Source organism: Shouchella rhizosphaerae (assembly GCF_900142675.1).
In the GTDB taxonomy this organism is placed as follows: Bacteria; Bacillota; Bacilli; order Bacillales; family Bacillaceae_D; genus Shouchella; species Shouchella rhizosphaerae.
The window spans coordinates 49,325-71,696 of record NZ_FRBS01000007.1 but is presented as its reverse complement, the minus strand read 5'-3'; the positions used below and the strand labels follow the sequence as shown (position 1 = coordinate 71,696).

Below are 22,372 nucleotides of genomic sequence, written 5' to 3'. Positions count from 1 at the left end.
TTTCATTTATGGAGCTTCCGGTATTTTGATTTTCGTCTCGATTCCATTGACGACATAGTAGCCAAAACCTGGGGCAATCTCTTCTTCATTTCGCGTGAACGAAAGATTGACAAGGGTTTGGTCTGACTTTTTCATGACGATGATATAGTGGCGCACCAACTTCAATTCTGCAGTAAGAGGATCGAAGCCTTTCGTAAATTCTACGGAATTGCCGCACACAATCAGACGAAAGCCTAAGTGGCTCGAATTTTTCATTAGCTTCGCCAACTTATCTTGAATGGCTGCATCAACCGTTTGTTGGAAGCGGATCAGGCTGTCGATTAATAACAGCACTGGGGCAAAAGCTGGAACCGTTTCTCCATTGTTTAACGCGTCCATATAAGCTTGTTCCCGCACAGCCATTTTTTCTTCAACAGCTGACACCCAGTCTTTAATCTGTTCTTTTTGGTCTATATAGGAAATAAGCTTTTGTCCGACAAAAGCAGACAGTTTGCGGTCTGTGCCGTCAAACAGCCCAATTTCGTCAACTTCCTGTTGCAAATAGTAGTTTAATAGGACTTTGGCAACGTTTGTCTTTCCTTTCCGCGGCTGGCCGACAACTAACAAATGAGGCTCTGACTTCGTTTGCAGGAATACAGGCTTGACCGTATCTTCGTCAAGGGCAAAGGGAATGCTGTCGCCTGGATCGCCAACACGCGTTTGGAAAGAAGCCAGCGATAGCTGTGTAGGCAGCATCGCAATTTTTTCCGGGAGCTTGGCGTCTTGATAACGCTGGCCTAAATCGGCAATCGTATTTCTTGTGGCTGCCATCATTTCCTGGTCATCTTCACCGGCTTCTGGCAAATACATTTGCGCAAAATAATGGCTGTCTTTCGCTAAAATGGCGCGGCCAGGTATCGGTTCGATTTCGTACTTGCTGCGGCCGAGCAGCGTGATAACATCGTTTCGGTCGTTCATAAAGTGGACGATCTTTGTTTTCATTGTATTCATGAGTGGCTGACGCAAAGCATTTGCCCGCGTCGCTGTTAGGCTTACGTAAATTCCTAGAGACTGGCCATCACGGGCAAATTGGATAAAGGTTGATTCCAACTGCTCGTATTCTTCCTTGATTAAATCAAAGTTGTCAATGAACATAAACAGAACAGGCAATGGCTCTGTTGCTGTTTGGTTATACATCGTCAAACTATTGACTTCTTGAGCCAGGAACCGTTCGCGGCGATCGTCCATCTCCGCTTTTAGCAAGGCAATGGCCTTTTCGATTTTGCGCTTTTCATCGATTTTAAAATAATCGGCTGTATGAGGAAGTTGCCTAAACGGCAACAACGCGCCATTCCCAAAATCAAAAATGTAAAAGTGAAGGTCTTCTGGGCTAAACGCCTTTGCAAACTGGAGCATCAACGCCATAAGCGTTGTCGATTTTCCGTAACCGCCAGAGCCAAATACAGCAATATTGCCGTCTTTTAGCCATTCATAATGAACATTGAATTGCCTTTGTTCCTCTGGCTCATCAGCAAGCGCCAACGGAAACATGCCAGCCTCTGTATCTGTTTGCACAGGAGGGAGCCATTCTTCAAGAGGGTCAAGCCATGGGCTTGAAGCTTTTTGAATGCATAGACGTTCAGTTGTCGCTTCAATCTCTTTAACAACAGCTTCAATTTCAGAGATGCTCTTTTGTTTTTTCCCAGTAGCAGCTTGGACGTTGGAAATGGGCACTAAGCCTGCATCAGTGACTAATGCCACATCTTCCTCGCCTTCATGGGTTTCGCGCAAATACGGCGCACCGCTCCATGCGGATTGGAACAATTCATATAGTTCATTATTGCCGACTTGCAAATAGGCGCGCCCTGTTACCGTCAAATTGGCGGCATCGGGATTTTTCAGAATTTCTTTAGAATCTAGAGCGTCTTGCACTTTTAATGCGACTCGGAAGCGGGCGTTACTCCAAATTTGGTTGTCGATAATTCCGCCTGGCTTTTGTGTGGCAAGAATGAGGTGGACGCCAAGGCTACGTCCGATCCGCGCTGCACTTACGAGTTCTTTAATAAATTCAGGTTCCTCGTTTTTCAATTCCGCAAATTCATCAGATATGATAAACAGATGTGGCATCGGTTCCAATACCTGCTTCTGTTTATACAACTCCATATAATCATCGATATGGTTAACTAAGTTTTGGTCAAACAGCCGCTGCCGCTTGCGCAGTTCGCTTTTGATCGACGCCAACGCCCGCATACTAAAGTTCTTGCTGTCGTTGATGTTGGTAATGGTGCCGAGCAAATGGGGAATATTTTTAAACGGCTGTGCCATCCCCCCGCCTTTGTAGTCAATGAGAAGAAAAGCAACTTCATGGGGATGGTAATGGACGGCTAACGATAAAATATACGTTTGCAGAAATTCACTTTTTCCCGAACCTGTTGTCCCTGCAAGCAAACCATGGGGCCCATGCGCCTTTTCATGGATGTTCAGCTCAAGAAGTTCATCCTTTGCTTTAAATCCGACGGGCACAGCAAGCGACTCGGCGCTGTTTGTCGTTTGCCACCGTTGTTCAATAGCAAGTTCTTTTGTATGCTGGACGCCAAACATTTCGAGAAAAGACGCCATCTCCGGTATAGAACGGCTCATGCCTCGTTGGTGGTTCAATGATGCCAGCAAGCGGGCATACTTTTCATTTGTTGTTGCATCCTGAGGGTCAAAGGTAAAGCGTTTATGCTCCGCTTTCCGTTCCCGGATGACAATCTCGCCTTCTTTTTGGTTAACAACCTTGACGATCGTATGGACATACTCCGTTAAATTTTCTTGTGCATCGGTGAGAAAAATAACCGACATGCCAAGCACTTTATCCGGGCCTTCCAAATACTCCATGATGGCATGGTCGCTTATCAAACTGCGATTGGCGACTAAAAAGACAAAGTGAGGGATGAAACGCTTTGGCTTGTCTTGGCTTTGTTCCAACTCCCGCTCCCGCACCATTTCATAAATCGATGTCAATAGTTGGTCCCGTGTCCGCTCATTGTAAATAAACCCTTTCGCGTACATGTGCGGCAATTGAAAATGAGGGAGCCATTTCATCCATTCCCAATTTGCATACTGCTCTTCGCTGAAAACAGCAACGAAACGAAGGTCATGGTAGCTTTGAAAAAAGGCAAGTTGCCCAACCATTTGAGCGACTTCCCGTTGTACCGTCTTCAGCTGGCCGACATAGCCAATGGAACCGCTCGCTAAGCTAAGGCTAAGGGGCGCATCATTAATATGCGAATAATGCTCTTTTAACTTTTCGCCTTCTTCTAGCAGCTCGTCACGATCTCGATTCGCTAAATCGCCACCTGGATCGGCAATCTGAAAACTTATCGGGATCGACGATTTCCCAACACGGACATGCATAAAATCATCGTCGCCAACTGTTTTCTCCCAGATACGGCCATTCAAGTTCGCTGCCATATATTTATTTTCCTCAAACGACGGAAAATGGTAATCAAGTACATGCCGTTGTTTGTCAGCCATTTCCTGGAGTTCGACGCGCTTTTCCTTCAAGTAGCGTGTATAAACACGTTGCCGTTTTTCCTCTTTTTGCTTGCGGATTTTCCGCTCGCGAAAATAGTTGACGGTCGAAGTAATCAGCGTTACGGTGAACATGGTGGCCGAAATAATGATAAAAATGCCCCGAGGAATGAGCAATGCGACAATTCCCATGACAATGAGCATCGCTAACGGCGGCAATACGATGAGCCAGAGGGCACGATGATTATCGTCCAACTCCTGGCCTGGAATGGAGAAAGTCACCCGGTCTTTTGGCTCTTCATAAATGATCCGCGGCGTCCGCCTGTACTCAGGGTATTTTTTTTTGCTTTCGGAAGTAGGAACCGCTATGCGTGCGAGTCGCGTTTGCAAAGGATCGCTTGATTCAATTGCCAATAAGTCGCCTTCTTTAATGACAAGCGCTGTATAGCCAAGCAATAGCACATCGCCATTCTTTAATCGTTGCTTGTTTGTAAGGGCTTTGCCATTTACAAACGCATGGCTGTGCTTTTCTGGATAAGCAAACCAATTGCCGCCTTTCTTTATGAGCGTACAAGAGGCAGAAGGCTTCTCACTAGGCAGGACAATGTCGGCTGATTCCTCAGGCCCAATGGAAAGGAACGTTTCTTCACCAATAAAATACATCCGTTCGCTTGCCGCTTCGTTTTTATATACAAATGTGACGGCAGCGTCATTTTCTTTATACTGGAATGATTCACCAGCCGCTAAAATTTGCTCACCTGCTCCTTCTATGTCAAGCACACATTGCTTTTGGTCACTTGCCATTTTCGCGCGGATTTTAGCATGCAGAGGCGGAACGAGCAAATCAACGTCCTCGCTTGCGCCTAACAAACGCTCTGCTTGGCTTAAGTCAAGTTGCTGTACATACGAATCATAAAATACCCACAGTCTATCCATTGTCCCATCTCCTACGTGCGCACTTACTCATCTGCGTTCTCCTCTTCCTCGTTTTGCTCAGGCTCGTCCTCTTGCTCGTTTTCTTCGCCATCTTCCGAACGCTCTTCGCTTTGCTCTGGCTCTTCTTCAGTCGCATTGTCATCAGCAGCGGCGTCCTCTTCTTCCTCCGCTTCCCGTTCTTGTTGCTCTCGCATATAACGGTCAATATCCGCTTGAATATCGTTAAGCAATTCTTCCCGCTCATCTCCTGACAAGCTGAGATCCTGGCGAATCGCATCACGCCACTTTAAATTCGCATACATTTCCAATTCCCCGTCCTGCAACTGGCGAGCAATTTCATTGGCTTCCTCATGTTCACCACGGCCAATCGCAATCCAATATTGGAAATAAAGCTCTTCAGCTTGAAGCGTCAACGTATTTTGCACATTTGCAGTCTGATCCATGTTCAAGTCTTCATTAGCAACATACGATTGAGCCAACTGATACTGGACAACGCGGGGCATTTGGCTCGGGTTATATGGTTCTAATGCCGTAATGACATCGCTTGGCTTGCTGTTAATATAGGCCTCATTGCTGGCAATAAAGGCGTCGTGACGCGGATGAAGGAAAAAAAGCGCATAGACGGTAAAAACAATAGCCGGTATAAGCAGTCCTGTAACAGCAAAAAACAAGCTTTTTTGCAAGCGCCATTTTTGCTTTGGCACCATATGCATTTGGCTAGCACGTCGCTCTTCTTCTTGGATCCATGTCTCTACACAGCTCAAAAGCGCTTCAATTGTATCAGCCTCTAGCAATTTTTTTGCTCTTGCCGACAATTTCATTGTGTCCGTAAAATTCATATATTCAACAAAGCGGTACTCGCCATCAAGCAACACAAGCAACGTTGTCTTAAGCTCAGTGAACAGCTTCTCTTCGTTCTTTTCATATGGTGGGAGGCTTTCTTTGATGCCATAATGGATAAAGTGAACATCAAGCCCCTCTGTTACTAATAAATTCTCCGGACAGACAATTAAATGCAGCCTGGAACTGTGATGCTCGGCAACCGCGCGAATAAGTGAGTGGCCGATGATTTGTTTTGCGTAATCGCCCTTTTTCCGAAACTTGCTAAAAGGCTGCATTGTCTCTTGCGGATGAACGGTAATGACAAGCTCATCTTCTGCTTCAGCAATTGTACGCTCGAGCAGCGGATCTTGTTGTTTTAACAACTCCGCTTCTAGCGAATTCGACAGCTTTATTTCTGCGGTTTGAAATGTTAATGTATATGTATTCGATTCTGCGTCCCTGTAAAAAGCTGCACCCGTTTGTTCTTCTAAATAAAATCGCTTTTTCTCCATTGCATGTCCGACCCCTTCAACCAATGCTATAAGATTTCCAAGCGGTCTCCATTTGTTACACCACGTTCAGCAAGTATTTGGCTGCCGTAGACATGAGTTTCTTTGTTTTGGACACGGATCCAGCTCCCATCACGCCGTGGAACTTCCAGCTTCTCAATGCCCCAAACGAGATCAATGACTTTTTTTGCTGTATATTGATCAGAGAGGCGCAAATCAAACCGTTTCCCTGAGTATCGGTTCATGTCAACTGTTACAGTGATGTACATCAAATGCCACCCTTTCATAAGGAAGGACGCAATTGTAAGGAATTGCGTCCCAAGATGTTTCTATTCGCCGCCAATTAACCGCGAATGTTGCCCGCGATTTGTTGGTCTGTTTCTTCAAGTGTCCGTCCGCTGTTGCGAAGCTGTTCAGATACTTCACCAAGCAAATCGCCCATGCGGACAAAGGATGGCTTCAATTCATCGTACTGTTGAATGAACGCCTCTGAAGCTTGACCATCCCACATTCCTTGAAGCTGGTCTCTGTAACCATCTAATCTGCTCACGAGATCATGGATCTCACCACTTGAGCGGTTGTAATCATCAGCTTTTTGGTAAAGTTCTTCTGGGGTAACGCGAATAAGTCCAGACATAGTAAATCCCTCCTTAATGGTTTATATTATCATGGTAGCCAGTGGAGATTTTACCAGTCAACCATGATCTTACAAATTTATAGAAAACAGTTATATAGTACTGATATTATCAATTTTCACACACCGAAGTCGAGACCTTCTTCCTAGAACAACTTGGCTAGTTTTTTGCCTCCCTAATACTAATTTCAAAATCATATGATAAAAGATAATAATCATTTTTATTCAGGCATAAACGCACTAAAAAACCCAGCCTATTTGAACTGGGTTTCACGGAAAATCCTCTTCTCCCGCCTAAACGACTGTTTATCCTTTTACACCAGTAAGGGCAATCCCCTCAATAATTTGCCGTTGAGCAAAAAAGTAAACAATCAGCACAGGGACGACGGAAATGGTTGCACCTGCCATCATGAGCGGCCAGTTAGTGACGTAAAGTCCTTTAAATGTTGCTAGCAACAACGGAACAGTGAACAATGTCGTATCGCTTAAAAACACGAGCGGCTGGATAAAGTTATTCCAAATGCCGATAAACGAAAAAATCGCGAATGCTGCTAGTGCCGGTTTAATGAGTGGCAGCATGATTTTCGCATAAATATACAATGGGTTGGCGCCGTCCATCACGGCCGCCTCTTCCATTTCTTTTGGAATTCCCATCATAAATTGCCTTAACAAAAACACGCCAAACGCATTAAATAGTGCATTCGGAACAATGATTGACAGATGCGTGTTGACCCAGCCGATGTTATCCATAATGATGTAAAGCGGAATGAGCGTTACTTGCATGGGCACCATCATCGTTGCCAAAAAGGCGATGAACAACACCTTGGAACCTGGAAATTTCAATTTGGCGAAAGCGTAGGCTGCCATTGAACAAGTCAAGACTTGGCTGACGACAACAATGGTTGAGATATAAAAGCTGTTAAAATAGGCACGTCCAAAAGGCATCGCTTGCAAGGAATCGGTGAAGTTGCTCCAGACAAACGGATCAGGAATCCAAACAGGCGGAACGGCAAAAATTTGTTCAAACGATTTTAAGCTGCTAAGCGCCATCCAAATAAACGGGCCTGCCATAACGATCGAGCCGATGACTAAAGTCACATGCAACAAGATTTGTGAGATGCGGATCCGGCCGCGTTTTTTTTGCTTAACTGGCCCTGGGTTAAGAACTGGATTATCTGCCGCCGTCTTCATAATGCACCCACTTTCTTGATACAGAGAATTGGATTAAGGTAAAAATGAGGATGATCGCAAACAAAATCATCGCTGAGGCTGTACTTGGCCCAAATGCCGTCCGTGTAAACGCCATGTCAAAAATATGGTACACAAGCGTATAACTCGCTTTTCCAGGGCCGCCTTGAGTCATGACATAAGCTTGGTCAAACACTTGGAAGGAGGCAATCACAATCATGATCGCCACGAAAAAAGTCGTTGGCGATAGTAGCGGAAACGTAATATGCCGGAATTTTTGCCACGGTGTCGCCCCATCAATGTCAGCCGCTTCATAATAACTGCGGGAAATCCCTTGCAACCCTGCTAAAAAGATGACCATGTTTGTCCCAAGCCCCCACCAAATGCTAAGGGCAGCAATCGAAGGCAACACAAGCTTTTGATCAGTCAGCCAGTTTGGTCCGTCAATGCCGGCCATGGCGAGGAGCTGATTGATCAAGCCAATATCCCCATTTAAGAGCCACATCCAAATAACCCCGATCGATACAGAACTAGTTACAACAGGCATGAAAAACAGCATTCGATAAAAATCTTTGCCTTTGACTTTATTTAATGCAAGCGCAGCGCCTAGGGCGGCAATAATGCCTCCAGGAATGACGAACAACGAATAAAGCGTCGTATTTCGCATAGCTGTCCTAAAAACAGGGTCTTGAAATTGTTGAATATAATTATCTAAGCCGACAAACGTCCGCTCCCCAAAACCGTCCCAACTCATGAAACTGAGGGCAAATGCGAATATGAGTGGAAGCAATGAAAACACAATCATGCCCAGCAGCTGGGGAGCGATGAACGCATAGCCCCACCATTTTTCCCGTTTTGTATACATCTCCAGCTCCTCCTTAATCGATGCGCAAGAATTCAAGGGGCACAAGGCCCCTTGGCTGTTACTCTTCTAACGCAGCTTTCGCAATTTCCGTCGCTTCTTTAAGAGCGTCTTCAGGCGTCTTGTCGCCAAGTAGCATCAATTCGTATACATCATTTATGTCCCTATGGAGCCCCGGCGATGTATATTCAAGACTGACGACACGCCCTGCTTCGCGGGCATCGAGTAAGTACTGGCCATGCTCTGGTTTATCTTGGTTTAATACCACTTCATCAATTCCAGTAACGGAAGGGACAGCGTTGCCTTCACCATCAAGGCGTGTTTCCTGGCCTTCCTGGGAAGTGTAAAACGAGATGAACTTCATTGCCTCTTCAACGTGCTCACTTTTTGAGTTTGCAGCCATATACGCAGTGGCAATATTCGCCGTTTCTAACGTATTTTCTGTATTCGAAGGCCATGGAATATAATCAAAATCAATGCTTGTTTCCAAAAACATTGGTGTCAGCCAGCGTCCGGCCCCTACAAAGCCAACTTGGTTCGACATAAACATCGCATCCATGCCCTGTCCTTCTGGCAGTGTCCCTGCAAAAATAAAGTTGCCTTCTTCTACCATACGATGGACAAACTCGAACGCTTCCAGCACTTTTGGATCAGCGTCGCCTATGACTTCGTCATCTGTCGCAAATTCGCCACCATTTGTCCAAATCCAGTTTAGCAAGTGTGGGTGTCCACCCTCTTGGACAAATCCGTATTTGCCGTGGTCACGCAATTTTGCAGTGACTTCTTCAAACGCTTCCCAGTTCCAATTGCCTTCTTCGTAATATTCTTGCGGCGACTTTGCGCCAGCTTCTTCAAGCAATGTTTTATTGTAGTACATTAAATACGGATTACAATCAACAGGCAGTCCGTATATCGTTTCGTCTTTCCGTGACGCTCCCCAAATGTCATCGGTAAACTCATCTGCTTTCACATAAGAATCTTCTGTCTCCAAAAAGTCGGACAGCGGTTCAATCGTTCCGTTCTCAATTAACGTTGAGATATCCTCTGCTCCAACGTAGAAAATATCAGGCGCTTGCCCTCCTTGGAGGCGTGTTGTCAATGTTTGAAAGTAATTGTCATTCGGAATACCAGTGAGCGTGACTTCGATCTCGTCTTGCATGTCATTAAAGGCATCGACTGCACGATTGTACACTTTTAGCTCAGCCGGATTGCCCCATGCCGAAAATGTCAGTTCTACTTTTCCATCAGCGCCTCCCCCGCCTGAAGTATTACCACTACAGCCGATGAGCAAACCAGTCGCAAGTGCAACAGACAGAGATGAGCATATAACCTTTTTCATTGAAAAGCCTCCTTTTTCACTTTAGAGTAAACGTTTACATAAATAATTAAGAACGACCAATTTTCTGACGCGTTCTTCTATACATCTACGAAAGTTGGTATATAATAAGTATACAATGTTAGCGCTTTCTTTTGGCTAGTAACATTTTTGCGAAAGAGGGTAATATTTTGCGGTATAGACCATAATAAGGATGTATGAGGAGGCTCCCAAATGAATAAACAACAACCATTTACAAGAGGGTCCCATTCTTTTACTTTCCATTTATTCCCTGAGACTGGCTTGCTCAATTTATGGAACGTCGGTTGGGAAGTGCAAACCGACACAAGTTACTATTGGGACGGGAACAAACGCGCTAAAGATAATGACAGCATTATTTTCCAATATACAATTGCTGGTTCAGGCGTGCTGGAAATCGGCAAGGAGCGTTACACCGTTGGCCAACATCAGGCGTTTATTGTATCTGTACCAAGTGACCATCGCTACTACTACCCTGAAAATGCGAAAGAACCGTGGGAATTCATTTACATTTCTTTGCAAGGGGCATCTGTGCAAGACATTTGGCAACGGCTGATCCAAAAGTCAGGGCCGATTGTTTCACTGCCACCAAATTCGCCGCTTATCCGCTCCCTATATTCGATTTATGCGGACACAAAAGCGGACGGGCTGCGCGATCCTTATTTGGCCGCAACGCAAGGGTACCAATTTTTAATTGAATGTTTTCGGGCCATGGCAGAAGAGCGGCCGCAAAATGAGCCCTATCATTACCAGCGTGCCCTCGCTTATATCGAAGCCCATTATCATGAACAAATTTGCCTGGATAACATTGCAGAAGAAGTAGGCGTTTCCCGTTATACACTGACACGTTTATTTAAAAAGCAATTGCACACAACACCAATATCCTATGTGACAGACTTGCGCATGCGCAAAGCTTGTTCGCTTCTTCTTCATACAAACCGGACAATCAAACAAATTGCTGCAGATGTCGGCTATCCAGACGACAATTATTTCCACAAAGTATTCAGACGTTACACCGGTTCAAGTGCAACCCAATTCCGGCGCAACGGCGATTTATCGCAGTTATATGCAAGAAAAATCGTCAAATAAAAAAACAGAGGCTGCCAAAGATCGTACAATAACGTCTTTGGCAGCCTTTGTAAGTTCTCCTAATGAAACGACTTTCTTCATTAAATATCGCAACGTTCTCTCAGTCTCCGTTGTCCAGCCCATGTGCAAATGCGGTTGTTGCTTTTACCCATGGCCGTCCATTTGCCCACTCGACCGTAAGAGGCAGCCCCAACGCCTCACTTATTAGGCTAGCTGTCAATACTTCTTCTTTCCTGCCCGCAGCAAGGACTCTCCCCTTTTTCAGGAGCAATACATGGCTGATGGACGGAAGAATTTCTTCTGGATAATGAGTCACATACAGCAACGTTGGCGCTTGTTTTCTTGTCAACATCCGTTCTACTTCAGCGAGCAACTGCTCCCGCGCAGACAAATCAAGCCCGCTTGTTGCTTCATCCAGAATCAGCAATTCTGGCTCATTGATTAACGCCCTCGCCATAAAAGCTTTCTTGCGTTCCCCTTGCGAAAGCTGGCTTAGAGGCGAGAAAGCAACATGTTCTAACCCCATTGAGCGTGCTAGCGCTAACGCCCTTTCCCCATCTGCTTTTGTGATCGCTTCGTGAACACCAATCGAGGCATGAACGCCACTGACAATCACATCTGCACATGGCATCCCTTCATGCATTTGGTAACGCTGGTCAAGAGAAGCACTGACCCAGCCAACCCTCTTCCGCAACTCATGGATATTGACAGAGCCAAAAACAGACCCTAATACCGATATCCTTCCAGCAGATGCCCATTCATACCCTGTAATCAGCTTTAATAACGAGGTTTTTCCTGATCCATTTGCGCCTAATATCGCCCATTGCTCCCCAGGCCTTACTTGCCATGAAATGTCCTGTAAAATAGGTTTTTTCGCTTTTTGAAACGAGACATTTTCTAAATCGATAACCATGTTTCTCTCCCCACCTCTTGTCCTTTTCCCCTTTGGAACCACTTTGCAAAAATGCCGATTTTGCCGCAACAGCTCACCTTGCAGCAGGCAATTCCACGACTTCCCCTAAGGCCATACCGAAAGTTCGACACGATCATCGTGCTAGTGGCCATTAGCACGATTATACAACAAAAAAGACAAATGTTTCAGAACAAGGAAAAACATCTTTCTAGCGGGAGAAGAGAAGGAGACCAGAATAACTCTCGGCCTATGAGTGAGTCCACATTTAAAACGGGCCTCCTTCGCATCCTTATTTGAATCAGTTTAAGTACGGTCGGTCTGCGAGACCGTGAAAAATCGCCAAGATCCTGTCGCTAATGAATATTACGTTTTCTGAAATTGCCGCCCCTCACTTCTGCAACGTCATATACAGTCACAAACGCATCTTCGTCAATTTCTTGAATAATTTCTTTCATTTTACTTTCTTCCAAGCGGTTAATGACGCAAGTGATTTCCCTAAATTTTTCTTTCGTATAACTGCCATATACTTCATTGTACGTGGCACTTCGGCCTAAGCGGTCACGTATCGTCTCCCCCATTAATTCAGGTTGGGTTGTAATGATTTTAAAGGTTTTAGACCCACTTAAACCAACCTCAACGACGTGAATCACTTTAGAGGCGATAAAATAAGCAATACCGGAAAGAATGGCGCCTTGCAAACCAAATACAGTTGAAACAAAAATAAATACAAACAAATTTAAGAAAAGGATTAGATCGCTTGTCCCAAACGGTAATTTTCGGGAAAGCAGCACAGCCAGCATATCAATCCCATCCAATGCCCCACCATTGCGCAATGCCAGTCCCATCCCAAAACCGAGGACAATACCGCCCACAACGGTAACCAACAACGTATCCCCTTCAATAATCGTGGGAATATGGTGCATAAGACTGGTGCTAACCGCTAATGAAGCGATCCCGATAATCGAATAAATGGCAAAACTTTTGCCTATTTGTTTATAACCTAACCAAATAAAAGGGATATTGATGACCGCAATTAAAACACCTAACGGCAATCCAAATAACTGTGAACCTACGATGCTTAGGCCAGTGACCCCCCCATCAGAAACGTTGTTCGGGATTAAGACCGCTTCTAACCCGTATGCGGCAATAAACCCACCAAGCACGATGGCCATTCCCCGCAAAATCAGTTTAAGTTTTTTCGACTTATGATGTTTTATCGTGCTCATATGTAACCTCTTTCCACTATTTTTTCTCCACTTTCGATAAAATGACGTTTTCTGACCTGGTTTTATAAAAAAGGGATAAACTTAAAGAACCCTTCATTGAAGTTATGGTATTTTTTATATCAAACCAAGCAAAAAAGTTAAAGCAATATGTACTTTTTGTTATAATTTTATTACGGCAAGGAACCAATCCTTAGCTATTTTAATTTAAAAAAGAGGGATAGACTATGGCAAAAGTAGCAATTGTAACTGGTTCTGCAGGCGGCTTAGGTAAAGGGATTGCGGAAAGATTGTGTAAAGATGAATTTAGCGTTGTTCTCCATGATATTAATGAATCACTATTAAATGAAACTGTCTCAGAGTTCGGTAAAAAAGGGTATAACGTGATTGGCGTAAAAGGAGACGTTGCTAAACGAGAGGACCAATTCAATTTGGTAAAAGAAGCTGTAAATACATTTGGTCGTTTAGATGTCTTTGTAAACAACGCTGGTATTGATGCGGTATCTCCATTTTTAGAAATTACGGAAGACCAACTCAACAAATTATTCAGCATTAATGTAAATGGTGTGGTTTTTGGCACTCAAGCAGCGGCAGAACAATTTATAAACCAAAAATCAAAAGGGAAAATCATCAATGCTTGTAGCATAGCTGGACATGAATCTTTTGAAATGCTTGGAACCTATTCTGCAACAAAGCATGCGGTTAAATCTTTCACTCATTCAGCTGCTAAGGAATTAGCCAAACATCAAATTACTGTTAATGCTTATTGTCCCGGCATAGCTAAAACGAAAATGTGGGATCGAATTGATGAAGAAATGGTGAAGTATAGCGACGATCTAAAACCAGGTGAAGCATTTGAACAATACTCCTCACAAATCGCCTTGAAACGATACCAAACACCGGAAGACGTAGCAAACTTAGTTTCTTTCCTTGCATCCGATGAAGCTGATTATATTACAGGCCAAGCAATACTAACGGATGGCGGCCTGGTTTATAGATAAGAACCAACTGAAAGGCCTGCGGAAATGAGCCCCCAGGCCTTTCAGTTTTTCATCCAGCTGTCTTGAAGCGCTCTTCTTATTCCCCTTTTTTTTCACTTATAGTAAGATAGCTATGAAAGTTGAGGAGGAGTTTCCATGGTAACAATCGGAATTGACTTAGGAACAACCAATAGTTTAGTAGCCTACTGGGATCATGATCAGCCTCGCCTTATACCTAATGTTTTAGGAGAATACCTTACTCCTTCTGTCGTAAGTGTAGATGAAAATGGCGAGGTCTTAATAGGGCAAATTGCAAAGGAACGCCTCTTAACCCACCCGCATTTAACCGCTTCGATCTTTAAGCGGTTCATGGGTACAGATAAAAAGTATACGTTAGGCGCTCACACTTTCACCCCTGAAGAACTTTCATCGTTTATCATCCGAGTATTAAAAGCAGATGCGGAATCCTATTTCCAGGAGAAAATCACAAACGCCGTGATCAGCGTCCCCGCTTATTTCAATGATGCCCAACGAAAAGCAACCAAACGAGCGGCTGAACTTGCCGGGCTAACAGTGGAGCGGCTTATCAGTGAACCGACAGCTGCTGCACTTGCTTACGGACTAAACCAAGAAAAACCGGAAACGAAATTTTTGGTGTTTGATCTAGGCGGTGGAACATTTGACGTATCGATACTTGAATTATTCGAAGGGATTATTGAAGTTAAATCGATTGCCGGTGATAACTATCTTGGTGGCGAGGACTTTACCAATCTATTAATCACGTATTTTATCGATACCCATCAATTAGATAAAAGTGCACTAAATGCAAAAACGATGTCATTTCTCTATACGCAGGCTGAACGATGCAAACTCGCCCTCTGCGAGTCATCCTCCAGTTCGATGAGCGTTACGATTGATGGCAAGACATATGAAACGACGCTTCGCAAGGAGGACTTTGAAAAACTTTCGAATCAACTGCTCTTGCGGCTGCGCTACCCGATTGAACGGGCATTGCGTGACGCTGATTTATTGCCAAGCGACATGGACGCTGTCATCTTAATTGGAGGGGCAACACGCATGCCGCTTATTAAATCAGTCGTCTCCAAAATGTTTGGCCGGATGCCTTATACACATATACACCCTGACCAAACCGTTGCTTTAGGAACCGCTATTCAAGTTGCTTTAAAAGAAAGAGATAAAACGTTGGAAGAAGTGATTTTAACGGATGTATGCCCCTATACCCTTGGAACACACGTTGTGGAAGATTTCGGAAATGGCAAAACAGAAAGTGGCTATTTCTTTCCGATTATTGAACGCAATACGCCAATCCCGGTTAGCCGGGTAGAGCAATTGTATACGGTCCAAGACAATCAAAAAGTGCTTAACGTCGAGGTTTATCAAGGGGAAAGCAGGAAAGTCGCCAATAATATCAAACTGGGAGAACTCTCTATCCAAGTACCTCCAGCTCCCGCCGGGACACAAGCCATTGATGTCCGTTATACATACGATATCAACGGCATTCTTGAGGTTGAAGTGGTCAGTAAAGCTACTGGAGCGAAAAAAAGAGTCGTCATTGAGCAAAATGCTGGAGACCTTTCTAAGGAAGAGATTGAAGCCAGATTAAAAGAACTAGAAAATATTAAAATTCATCCGAGAGATCGGACAGAAAATAGGTTGCTGCTCGCTAAAGGAGAACGGCTATATGAAGAAATGCTTGGAGAGGAACGAGATAAAGTAGCCCTCTTTTTACGGGAATTTGAACGGGTATTGCTGACTCAGAATGAAAAAGAAATCAAAAAAGCAGCAACAATATTCAATGAGCAGTTGGAAACGATTGAAAGGTGGATGTACTCTCGATGACCGCTTGGGAAACGTTAGAAATCGAACCAACGGATAATCTAACAGCTATTAAAAAAGCCTATGCGAAAGGGCTAAAAAAACATCATCCGGAAGAAGATCCTGAAGGCTATCAGCAGCTTAGGGAAGCCTATGATTTTGCCATGAAACAGGCTAAGCAAGGGATTGTACATACAGCGACAAAGACGGCTGAACCTTTACAAGACTGGGCATTGGATGAGAAGGCAGTGATTCCAGAACACCCAGTAGACGAATTTATCAAAAAGGTTCAGAACCTCTATGATGATTTTTTCGCACGTCTTGAGATTGATAACTGGGAAACGTTACTGCAGGCAGACATTATTTGGAACGTGCAACATTCGGAACAGCTTCAAGATGAGTTAATTGATTTTTTACAGGAGCATCCTTATTTACCCTCCTCCGTTTGGCAGCTTCTTGAACAAACATTCCATTGGTCTGAACAAAAGGAACAATTGCAAGAACGCTATGGGGAAGAAACGACATCCTTTTTGATCGAAAATATAGCCCATTATCAACAAGTAGGCTATGATTGTTTCCAAAAAGAAGTCGATATAGATTATGAGCGCTACCTTCAATTACGGGCGGATGCACAAGCTTATTTACGTAATGATCAATTAGAAGCCGCCAAAGCAGCAATTGACCGGGCCTTCCAATTGTTTGCCCGTGACCCTGACTTATGGCATTTAAAGGGAGTCTACTATTTACGAAACAACGATTACCGGGCTGCTTTGCACATGTTCCAGGAAAAGCTGGCATTATCTCCAGCAGACCCAGATGGATTGCTTTATAGCGCTCAGCTGCATTTTCACTTCAAAGACTTTCACAAAGTCATTGCCGACTGTGACCAACTTCTTGCCTACCACGAGCATCACGTTGAGGGATTATTTTTAAAGATTAAAGGCCATTTAGAATTAAACGATGAAGTAACAGCCCATCAGTGGATTGAGAAGGCAATTGAATTACATCCTGATCGGCCGGAGTTTTTTCCATATCGATCAAGAGTGCTCAATGAAAAAACAAGAAATGAGCAAATTGAACTCCCGGAACCGACGTCCAAAAAGAAAAGACGCTTGAATAATATGCTCTTTTATTTATTTATGGTTCTACGGAGAGCATGGATATACGTGTTCGTTTTTCTTATTATGCTTATCCCGCCCATCCCTTTTCACTATACTGCGCTTTTTCTAATCCCGATCCTTTGGGAATTTGGGAGAGTGGCATTGGTATTCCTTAAGCCGGCAGGGATGTTCAAAAAAACAAAGAAAAGACGGCAAGCTCTTTATTTCCGCTGTCTTTCCGCAGCTTGCATCGAAAGTGATTTTCTTAATCATTATTTTACTGTATACGACTTTACCTATGTTAGAGATCGCCTGATCGGGAAAAAGTTTTTGCAAAAAGTGTTAGAAAAATGGGAGGTTTCCAGTGCCGCCGAGTTAAAACAAAGGATTCAATGGTTAATGGACGTTGGGACCCGCCAAGAATTCGATTACTATCTCGATCAGCTGACGCCTTTATCAGAAGAAGCACGGACCCGGTTCGTCCAATCCTTAACGAAGGATGACCCTGACTATCCGAAATTCTTTATAGCGAATCGGGGAATTCATACGTTAACAGAAGCAGGAGTTGCAGCAGTAGACTGGGCTTGGAGCATTTACTTGTGTCGCGTCGGCAGACGTCTAGGCTGGTTATCAAAAACAGAAGCAAATGAGATAATGTTAAAGGCTGCCCAACAATCGCAACAGGCCTATTTAAATTGGAATGAATATTTCACAGCCTTTCATTTGGGCAGTTATTTCAATGCCGATGATAGTGAACATGATCAATATGCGAAACATGGCCTTTCCATCATATTTACCTTACTTATCCAAGGTAATTCTCCGTTATTAAAGCTCGACTGGAAGAATGAGGAGCTTGTCCATAAATAAAGGAAGAAACATGCAAGCGCCTTGCGTTGCCGTACGGGACCGTGCCACTGTCATCATTTACGCGGTCCTATACTTTGGAGAGATCATTAAGTTCGTTATTGACTTTATCAACACAATCAAGCCTGTCAACTTTGTTGACAGGCTCACTAAAATGATTTCCCCTCTACTTCCCCGTTAATTCCGGCAAGAAACTTGTACCAAATTCGGGCGTTTGTACGCCTGTAAAGTCACTTAGTGTCGCCGCAATATCGGCCATCGTGTCTCGAACACCTAAACATACTGGCTGAACTTGTTTTCCATATACGAGTATAGGGGTGTGCTCCCTCGTATGTTGGGAGTGGCCGCAAGTCGGGTCATTTCCATGGTCGGCTGTAACGATAAGTAGGTCGTGTTCTGCCAGTGTCGGCAAAAACTCAGCCAAAAAATGATCGACCGTTTCAAGCACTTCTTTATACCATGACGGATCTTCTTTATGACCGGCCAAGTCAGTTTCTTGGACATTCACGAGGAAAACAGCATCTTCTTCCGCTTCATTGTACATTTTTTTGTATATTGAAAGCAATTCAGGCGTATGGACGACAGGGTTTGCAAAGCCTTGCGCCTGAATAACATCCGCTGTTTTGCCAATTCGATAAACTGGCTTTCCTGCTTGTTCGGCCAAATAGGCAAATTGCTTTTCAAATGTCACGCCATAACCTAAATGGAGCACTTGATACCCTTCGCCGTATACACCTGTTTTAGGCGCATTAATGCCCCACTGGCCTGGTTTCCCTTCTTCTGCCGCGGCTACAATGTCTGTCAGCGGCACAGACTCGTTTCCAAATACAATCACACGGCTTGTATCCACATGCTTTCTGACTACAGCAGCCATCTTTGTTGCCGCTTCAAAGGAAATTTGGGTTAAATCAGCAGTCATATTAATGATATTGCCGAGTGCCGACTCTAAATTGTCTCCTACGACGACAGCGCCGTCAACTAGCAAAATCGGCTTGCCTTCGATTAGTTCTTCTACATGGTACCCATTTGCGATTAAACCGTCGGCGATTTGCTGCCCAACGTCTTTCATGAGGCGCTTAGCTGGTTTTCCTGGCTTCGACCCCATTAGTTCTTGGTGGCCCATAAATGTATCCGCTCCGTGATGGGCAAGTTTGCTTTTGCCATAAGCGGCAATGGCTTCGCCTTCATTGTTGACGATTTTTCCTAAGCCCATTTTCATGAGCGTAGGCAAATTTAGTCCGACGGTTTCCTGTAGATGGGCGTATGTGGAGGCGTGGATGTCTTCTGGTTTGGTTTCACGGCAATCTGCCATTGCGCCAACACCAAAGCCATCCAACACGAGCAACGTTGCTTTTCCCATATAGCTACATCCCCCTTTTTTGCTGATGGACGATAACCGGCTTGCCGTTTGCCACACCTCTGACAAAGGCAACGTGGGAACGGGTCACAAACACTTGTGAACGGTAAGCATACACAACCGTATCACCTGTCTGCATTCCCTGTTCACGCTTCAATGCACCATAATAATCAATATTGCCAGGTGAAACGAGATCGACTTCCGCTTTATTGAAAATCGTCTTAGGTGAATCACCGTAAAACGCATAAGCCATATTTGAGCGTGGGTAAAATCCCCCAGCAATCGTATAAGCATGGGTTTGGTCCTGGTGAGAAATTTCAGAGACATACACCATAGCCGGCAGCTCAGCTAAATCCTCGCGGTAGGCATGCAACGGCGTTGTACCAGTAAGGGCATGGCCTGGCTCTGCGTGTGTTGCGCCAAGTTGTTTAAGCATTGGGATTGTATTTACACTCGTGGCGCTTGGCGTATTCACATGCTTCACTTCCACTCCAGCTTGTTGGAGAAGACCGACGGCTTTGACAATCGTTTGCGCATTGCTTGCATAATGGTAGCTATTGTCTCCAGCGGTATACGCTAAAACGGGAAAGCTCGTCACACCGATTAAGCGAATTCCTGTTAATGCCGTTAACTCTTTGATTGCTGCAGGCAATTCTTCCAATAAAAAGCCGCCATATTGGCCTGGAAAAACGCAATCTCCTTTGCTGATAACACGGACAATAACGTCTTGTACTACTCCTGCTTGCACAGCGGCTTCATTTAATTGTTTAGCCCGTTCAAGTGAGAAGAGCGTGACGACTTCCGGTTTCATATCTGTTAACACAAATGGCCATTGGTTTTTGCCAGGTTGGACCAAATGCCCTAAGTTGCCGATCGCACAGCCGCCGTCCTTTAGTTGAATTGCTTCATCGATATCGACAGCAACAGCTTTGTGAATGCCGCTTTTCTCAATGTGTTTGCCGACAAAGCCGCTTCTGCCGATCTGCTTCGTCATGTAATACAGCGTCATGCCATATTCTTCCGCTGTCTTCGCAAGAATGGCGGCATTTCGTTCAAGCGCATCGAGATCGATTAAATGGGTATTAGGCGCAAGAGCTCCGCTTTGATGAAGGCAGACGGCTGCTTCCACCAACTTCGGGTTACGCTTAGCGATCATGCTAGTAAACATCTCTTGCATTCATCCTTTCTGTGCTTCTTTCACAGCCAAGTGTAAGATGCGCAGAACAGTGCTTGCACTTGATTTCATCGGGTTAACACGCAGGCCATGCTTTTCTAACTTTGGATCTGCTTCCCTAAAGCTGCCAGATGGACGGTACACCATTGGGGCCAACTCATAACGGGACTCCGCGCCGACTGGATAGGTGGCTGCACCAAGACGGGCCGCGTTGGCAATGACTTGGCTCGCAATCGGTTCAGCAAGCTCAATCATCACGTTTTTAGACTGGGCATTGACCATGTAAACATCTTCGACTCCAGGCAAAGCACCATTTTTAATACGTTGATAAAGTTCTTCGACTTGTTCATTTTGCGTCGCCAACATGACTGGCGCTAGCGTCAAGCTCCGTAACAGCTCATGAGCTTCATGGCCTTGTACTTGGCCCCCTCCTGAATAATTGCGGGCATGGAGGCGTTCAATCGCTGCTGCTTTTCCAACAATAACGCCAATCCCTTCTGGCCCAAGCAATTTAAAACCAGAAAAAGTCGAATAATCCGCGCCATATTCACAGCCGATTTTTGGCATCTTGAAGGCGCAATAGTTGTCATCGACTACGACTGGCAAATCAGGACGTATCGTTTTCGCCGCTTCAATGACTTCACCAAGCTGATACGTATCATGAGGAGCCTGACGTGCATGTTGGACATAAACGAGCTTTGCTTCTGTAGCAGCCACGGCGCTTTTAAAAGCAGAAAGATCATTGTAGTCAACCGCTTCTTGCTTCAGTCCAAGCTGCCGAAATGTTTCTTTTGTCGTCATGTACATTGGCGCTGTATGAACAAGGCATGTATCGCCTGCTGCCACTAATTCCGCTAAAATGAGGCGAATCGCCCCTGTGCCGCTACCACGGACAAGTGCACAAGCTTCGCTGTCAAATACTTGAGCTAACACACGCTCTGCTTTAGCTGTGGTTTGCGGGCGCCCAAAATCAGGATGCAGCCCGACATCGCCAAGTTGATAAAATTCGTTGTCGGTAAACTCTTTTGTTATTTCATCGACCATTTTAAATTGAAGAGACTGCGCTTCTTCCATTGACCGATTTTCCAACAGTGCCTCGCTGTATTTCATGATGTCCCTTCCCTCTTTGAAAACGCGTTTGCTGGGTTTTCAATCAAAAGTTTTCGTATTTCCTGCTGCGACAGCCCAGACGCTTCCATTCTCGGTTGAAACTCCCGTAGCGTGTAATCAAAGCCTTGCCCGCCGGCAGCAAAAAGGTGGGAATTTCTTGTGATATCAGTGGATAACATAATTTTGTCCCCATAGCCTGCTTCGATAAAGCGCAACAGCGAAGTGAGACGTTCCTGATCAGAACGGTAATTTTCTTTGCCAATCGTATCCATAGCGACGTAACAGCCAGCTGCTAGGACTTCAAGCACCACGTCATCGTTTTCATTTAAATCTTGGTGCCCAATAATTACTTGGTCGAGCGGCAACCCTTCCTTAGCGAACAGCTCGACTTGCTCAAGCGCCATTGTCCCCAATGTGGTATGTGTGGCCAACGGCAAACCGCTCTCCTTCGCTGCAATGATTGCCCCATGAAACAACTCTGTCTCCACTGGTTTGAATTCATTTAAACTGCTGCCGATTTCTCCAATAACACCGGGCTTGCTTGGAGAACCATCAATGCCTTCCTCAATCTCTTGCAACATAAACGCTGCAAATTGCTCCCGGTTCCATGAAAGGGCCTCCGCCGGAATAAACGGGTCTTTGTAACAGCCTGTACTGGCCACAATATGCATATCGAGCTCTTCAGATAAACGCCGCATAAATTGAATGTTCCGCCCCATGCCGACATTGGTCATTTCAATAAAGGCTTTTCCGCCGGCTTTAATAAAACGGGCTACGTCTTCTTTTACACGGTCATAATCGGTTAATGCGGTGTCATTAGACTTTTTAATATGGCTTAAATCAATATGGACATGCTCATGGCAAGCACATATGCCAAGTTCTTCGGGCTTAATCGGTCCCCTCACCGTTTCAATCATCGTTTTTCC

General features: G+C 44.8%; 17 protein-coding genes. 4 read left to right on the top strand and 13 right to left on the bottom strand.

The window, feature by feature from the left end:
* Positions 1-6: 6 nt before the first annotated feature.
* From essC to BUC05_RS18545, 7 genes are all read right to left on the bottom strand, one after another.
* Positions 7-4,431, bottom strand: coding sequence for a type VII secretion protein EssC (gene essC / locus BUC05_RS18575; RefSeq protein ID WP_035205101.1), 4,425 nt, complete (start codon positions 4,429-4,431; stop codon positions 7-9).
* A 23-nt stretch (positions 4,432-4,454) separates the two neighbouring features.
* The gene (gene essB, locus BUC05_RS18570; RefSeq protein WP_073305696.1) at positions 4,455-5,765 is read right to left on the bottom strand and encodes a type VII secretion protein EssB; all 1,311 of its coding nucleotides are present in this window, start codon (positions 5,763-5,765) and stop codon (positions 4,455-4,457) included.
* Between the two features lie 26 nt (positions 5,766-5,791).
* Positions 5,792-6,031 (bottom strand): ESX secretion system protein YukD, encoded by a 240-nt coding sequence (locus BUC05_RS18565; RefSeq protein ID WP_011245544.1) that lies wholly within the window; start codon positions 6,029-6,031, stop codon positions 5,792-5,794.
* A 74-nt stretch (positions 6,032-6,105) separates the two neighbouring features.
* On the bottom strand, positions 6,106-6,399 hold the full coding sequence (locus BUC05_RS18560; protein WP_011245543.1) for a WXG100 family type VII secretion target: 294 nt from the start codon (positions 6,397-6,399) through the stop codon (positions 6,106-6,108).
* A gap of 303 nt (positions 6,400-6,702) precedes the next feature.
* A complete protein-coding gene (locus BUC05_RS18555; protein ID WP_011245542.1) occupies positions 6,703-7,587 on the bottom strand; it encodes a carbohydrate ABC transporter permease in 885 nt (294 codons plus the stop codon).
* Positions 7,568-8,449 (bottom strand): carbohydrate ABC transporter permease, encoded by an 882-nt coding sequence (locus tag BUC05_RS18550; RefSeq protein ID WP_011245541.1) that lies wholly within the window; start codon positions 8,447-8,449, stop codon positions 7,568-7,570. Before BUC05_RS18550 ends, BUC05_RS18555 begins: the two co-directional genes overlap by 20 nt.
* 58 nt (positions 8,450-8,507) lie before the next feature.
* The gene (locus BUC05_RS18545) at positions 8,508-9,785 is read right to left on the bottom strand and encodes an ABC transporter substrate-binding protein (protein ID WP_011245540.1); all 1,278 of its coding nucleotides are present in this window, start codon (positions 9,783-9,785) and stop codon (positions 8,508-8,510) included.
* A gap of 210 nt (positions 9,786-9,995) precedes the next feature.
* Between BUC05_RS18545 and BUC05_RS18540 the strand changes: the two genes are divergently transcribed.
* On the top strand, positions 9,996-10,889 hold the full coding sequence (locus BUC05_RS18540; protein WP_011245539.1) for an AraC family transcriptional regulator: 894 nt from the start codon (positions 9,996-9,998) through the stop codon (positions 10,887-10,889).
* 100 nt (positions 10,890-10,989) lie between these two features.
* On the opposite strand, the gene BUC05_RS18535 is transcribed toward BUC05_RS18540, so the two are convergent.
* Together BUC05_RS18535 and BUC05_RS18530 are read right to left on the bottom strand one after the other, a co-directional pair.
* The gene (locus BUC05_RS18535; protein ID WP_035205104.1) at positions 10,990-11,802 is read right to left on the bottom strand and encodes an ABC transporter ATP-binding protein; all 813 of its coding nucleotides are present in this window, start codon (positions 11,800-11,802) and stop codon (positions 10,990-10,992) included.
* A 353-nt stretch (positions 11,803-12,155) separates the two neighbouring features.
* Positions 12,156-13,028: a YitT family protein gene (locus BUC05_RS18530; protein ID WP_011245537.1), complete on the bottom strand. Its 873-nt coding sequence runs from the start codon at positions 13,026-13,028 to the stop codon at positions 12,156-12,158.
* 224 nt (positions 13,029-13,252) lie between these two features.
* Between BUC05_RS18530 and BUC05_RS18525 the strand changes: the two genes are divergently transcribed.
* The 3 genes from BUC05_RS18525 to BUC05_RS21160 all read left to right on the top strand — a co-directional run bounded on the left by BUC05_RS18525 (position 13,253) and on the right by BUC05_RS21160 (position 17,808).
* Entirely contained in the window at positions 13,253-14,026 is a 774-nt protein-coding gene (locus BUC05_RS18525; RefSeq protein ID WP_011245536.1) for an acetoin reductase, read from the top strand.
* 135 nt (positions 14,027-14,161) lie between these two features.
* Complete coding sequence (locus tag BUC05_RS18520; RefSeq protein WP_073305695.1) at positions 14,162-15,865, top strand: molecular chaperone HscC; 1,704 nt, start codon at positions 14,162-14,164, stop codon at positions 15,863-15,865.
* On the top strand, positions 15,862-17,808 hold the full coding sequence (locus BUC05_RS21160; protein ID WP_084140099.1) for a DUF1266 domain-containing protein: 1,947 nt from the start codon (positions 15,862-15,864) through the stop codon (positions 17,806-17,808). Before BUC05_RS18520 ends, BUC05_RS21160 begins: the two co-directional genes overlap by 4 nt.
* 163 nt (positions 17,809-17,971) lie before the next feature.
* Here BUC05_RS21160 and BUC05_RS18510 read toward each other — a convergent pair whose 3' ends face one another.
* The 4 genes from BUC05_RS18510 to BUC05_RS18495 are packed head-to-tail and all read right to left on the bottom strand — an operon-like array spanning position 17,972 to position 22,363.
* On the bottom strand, positions 17,972-19,165 hold the full coding sequence (locus BUC05_RS18510; RefSeq protein WP_073305693.1) for a phosphopentomutase: 1,194 nt from the start codon (positions 19,163-19,165) through the stop codon (positions 17,972-17,974).
* A gap of 4 nt (positions 19,166-19,169) precedes the next feature.
* A complete protein-coding gene (locus BUC05_RS18505; protein ID WP_011245532.1) occupies positions 19,170-20,330 on the bottom strand; it encodes a YhfX family PLP-dependent enzyme in 1,161 nt (386 codons plus the stop codon).
* Positions 20,331-20,339: 9 nt separating this feature from the next.
* The gene (locus BUC05_RS18500; RefSeq protein WP_073305691.1) at positions 20,340-21,446 is read right to left on the bottom strand and encodes an aminotransferase class V-fold PLP-dependent enzyme; all 1,107 of its coding nucleotides are present in this window, start codon (positions 21,444-21,446) and stop codon (positions 20,340-20,342) included.
* Complete coding sequence (locus BUC05_RS18495; RefSeq protein ID WP_011245530.1) at positions 21,443-22,363, bottom strand: phosphotriesterase family protein; 921 nt, start codon at positions 22,361-22,363, stop codon at positions 21,443-21,445. Before BUC05_RS18495 ends, BUC05_RS18500 begins: the two co-directional genes overlap by 4 nt.
* Between the last annotated feature and the right edge of the window lie 9 nt (positions 22,364-22,372).

Coding starts and splice junctions, on each gene's coding strand:
- essC (WP_035205101.1), bottom strand. CDS start 4,431: ATGGATAGACTGTGGGTATTTTATGATTCGTATGTACAGCAACTTGAC.
- essB (WP_073305696.1), bottom strand. CDS start 5,765: ATGGAGAAAAAGCGATTTTATTTAGAAGAACAAACGGGTGCAGCTTTT.
- BUC05_RS18565 (WP_011245544.1), bottom strand. CDS start 6,031: ATGTACATCACTGTAACAGTTGACATGAACCGATACTCAGGGAAACGG.
- BUC05_RS18560 (WP_011245543.1), bottom strand. CDS start 6,399: ATGTCTGGACTTATTCGCGTTACCCCAGAAGAACTTTACCAAAAAGCT.
- BUC05_RS18555 (WP_011245542.1), bottom strand. CDS start 7,587: ATGAAGACGGCGGCAGATAATCCAGTTCTTAACCCAGGGCCAGTTAAG.
- BUC05_RS18550 (WP_011245541.1), bottom strand. CDS start 8,449: ATGTATACAAAACGGGAAAAATGGTGGGGCTATGCGTTCATCGCTCCC.
- BUC05_RS18545 (WP_011245540.1), bottom strand. CDS start 9,785: ATGAAAAAGGTTATATGCTCATCTCTGTCTGTTGCACTTGCGACTGGT.
- BUC05_RS18540 (WP_011245539.1), top strand. CDS start 9,996: ATGAATAAACAACAACCATTTACAAGAGGGTCCCATTCTTTTACTTTC.
- BUC05_RS18535 (WP_035205104.1), bottom strand. CDS start 11,802: ATGGTTATCGATTTAGAAAATGTCTCGTTTCAAAAAGCGAAAAAACCT.
- BUC05_RS18530 (WP_011245537.1), bottom strand. CDS start 13,028: ATGAGCACGATAAAACATCATAAGTCGAAAAAACTTAAACTGATTTTG.
- BUC05_RS18525 (WP_011245536.1), top strand. CDS start 13,253: ATGGCAAAAGTAGCAATTGTAACTGGTTCTGCAGGCGGCTTAGGTAAA.
- BUC05_RS18520 (WP_073305695.1), top strand. CDS start 14,162: ATGGTAACAATCGGAATTGACTTAGGAACAACCAATAGTTTAGTAGCC.
- BUC05_RS21160 (WP_084140099.1), top strand. CDS start 15,862: ATGACCGCTTGGGAAACGTTAGAAATCGAACCAACGGATAATCTAACA.
- BUC05_RS18510 (WP_073305693.1), bottom strand. CDS start 19,165: ATGGGAAAAGCAACGTTGCTCGTGTTGGATGGCTTTGGTGTTGGCGCA.
- BUC05_RS18505 (WP_011245532.1), bottom strand. CDS start 20,330: ATGTTTACTAGCATGATCGCTAAGCGTAACCCGAAGTTGGTGGAAGCA.
- BUC05_RS18500 (WP_073305691.1), bottom strand. CDS start 21,446: ATGAAATACAGCGAGGCACTGTTGGAAAATCGGTCAATGGAAGAAGCG.
- BUC05_RS18495 (WP_011245530.1), bottom strand. CDS start 22,363: ATGATTGAAACGGTGAGGGGACCGATTAAGCCCGAAGAACTTGGCATA.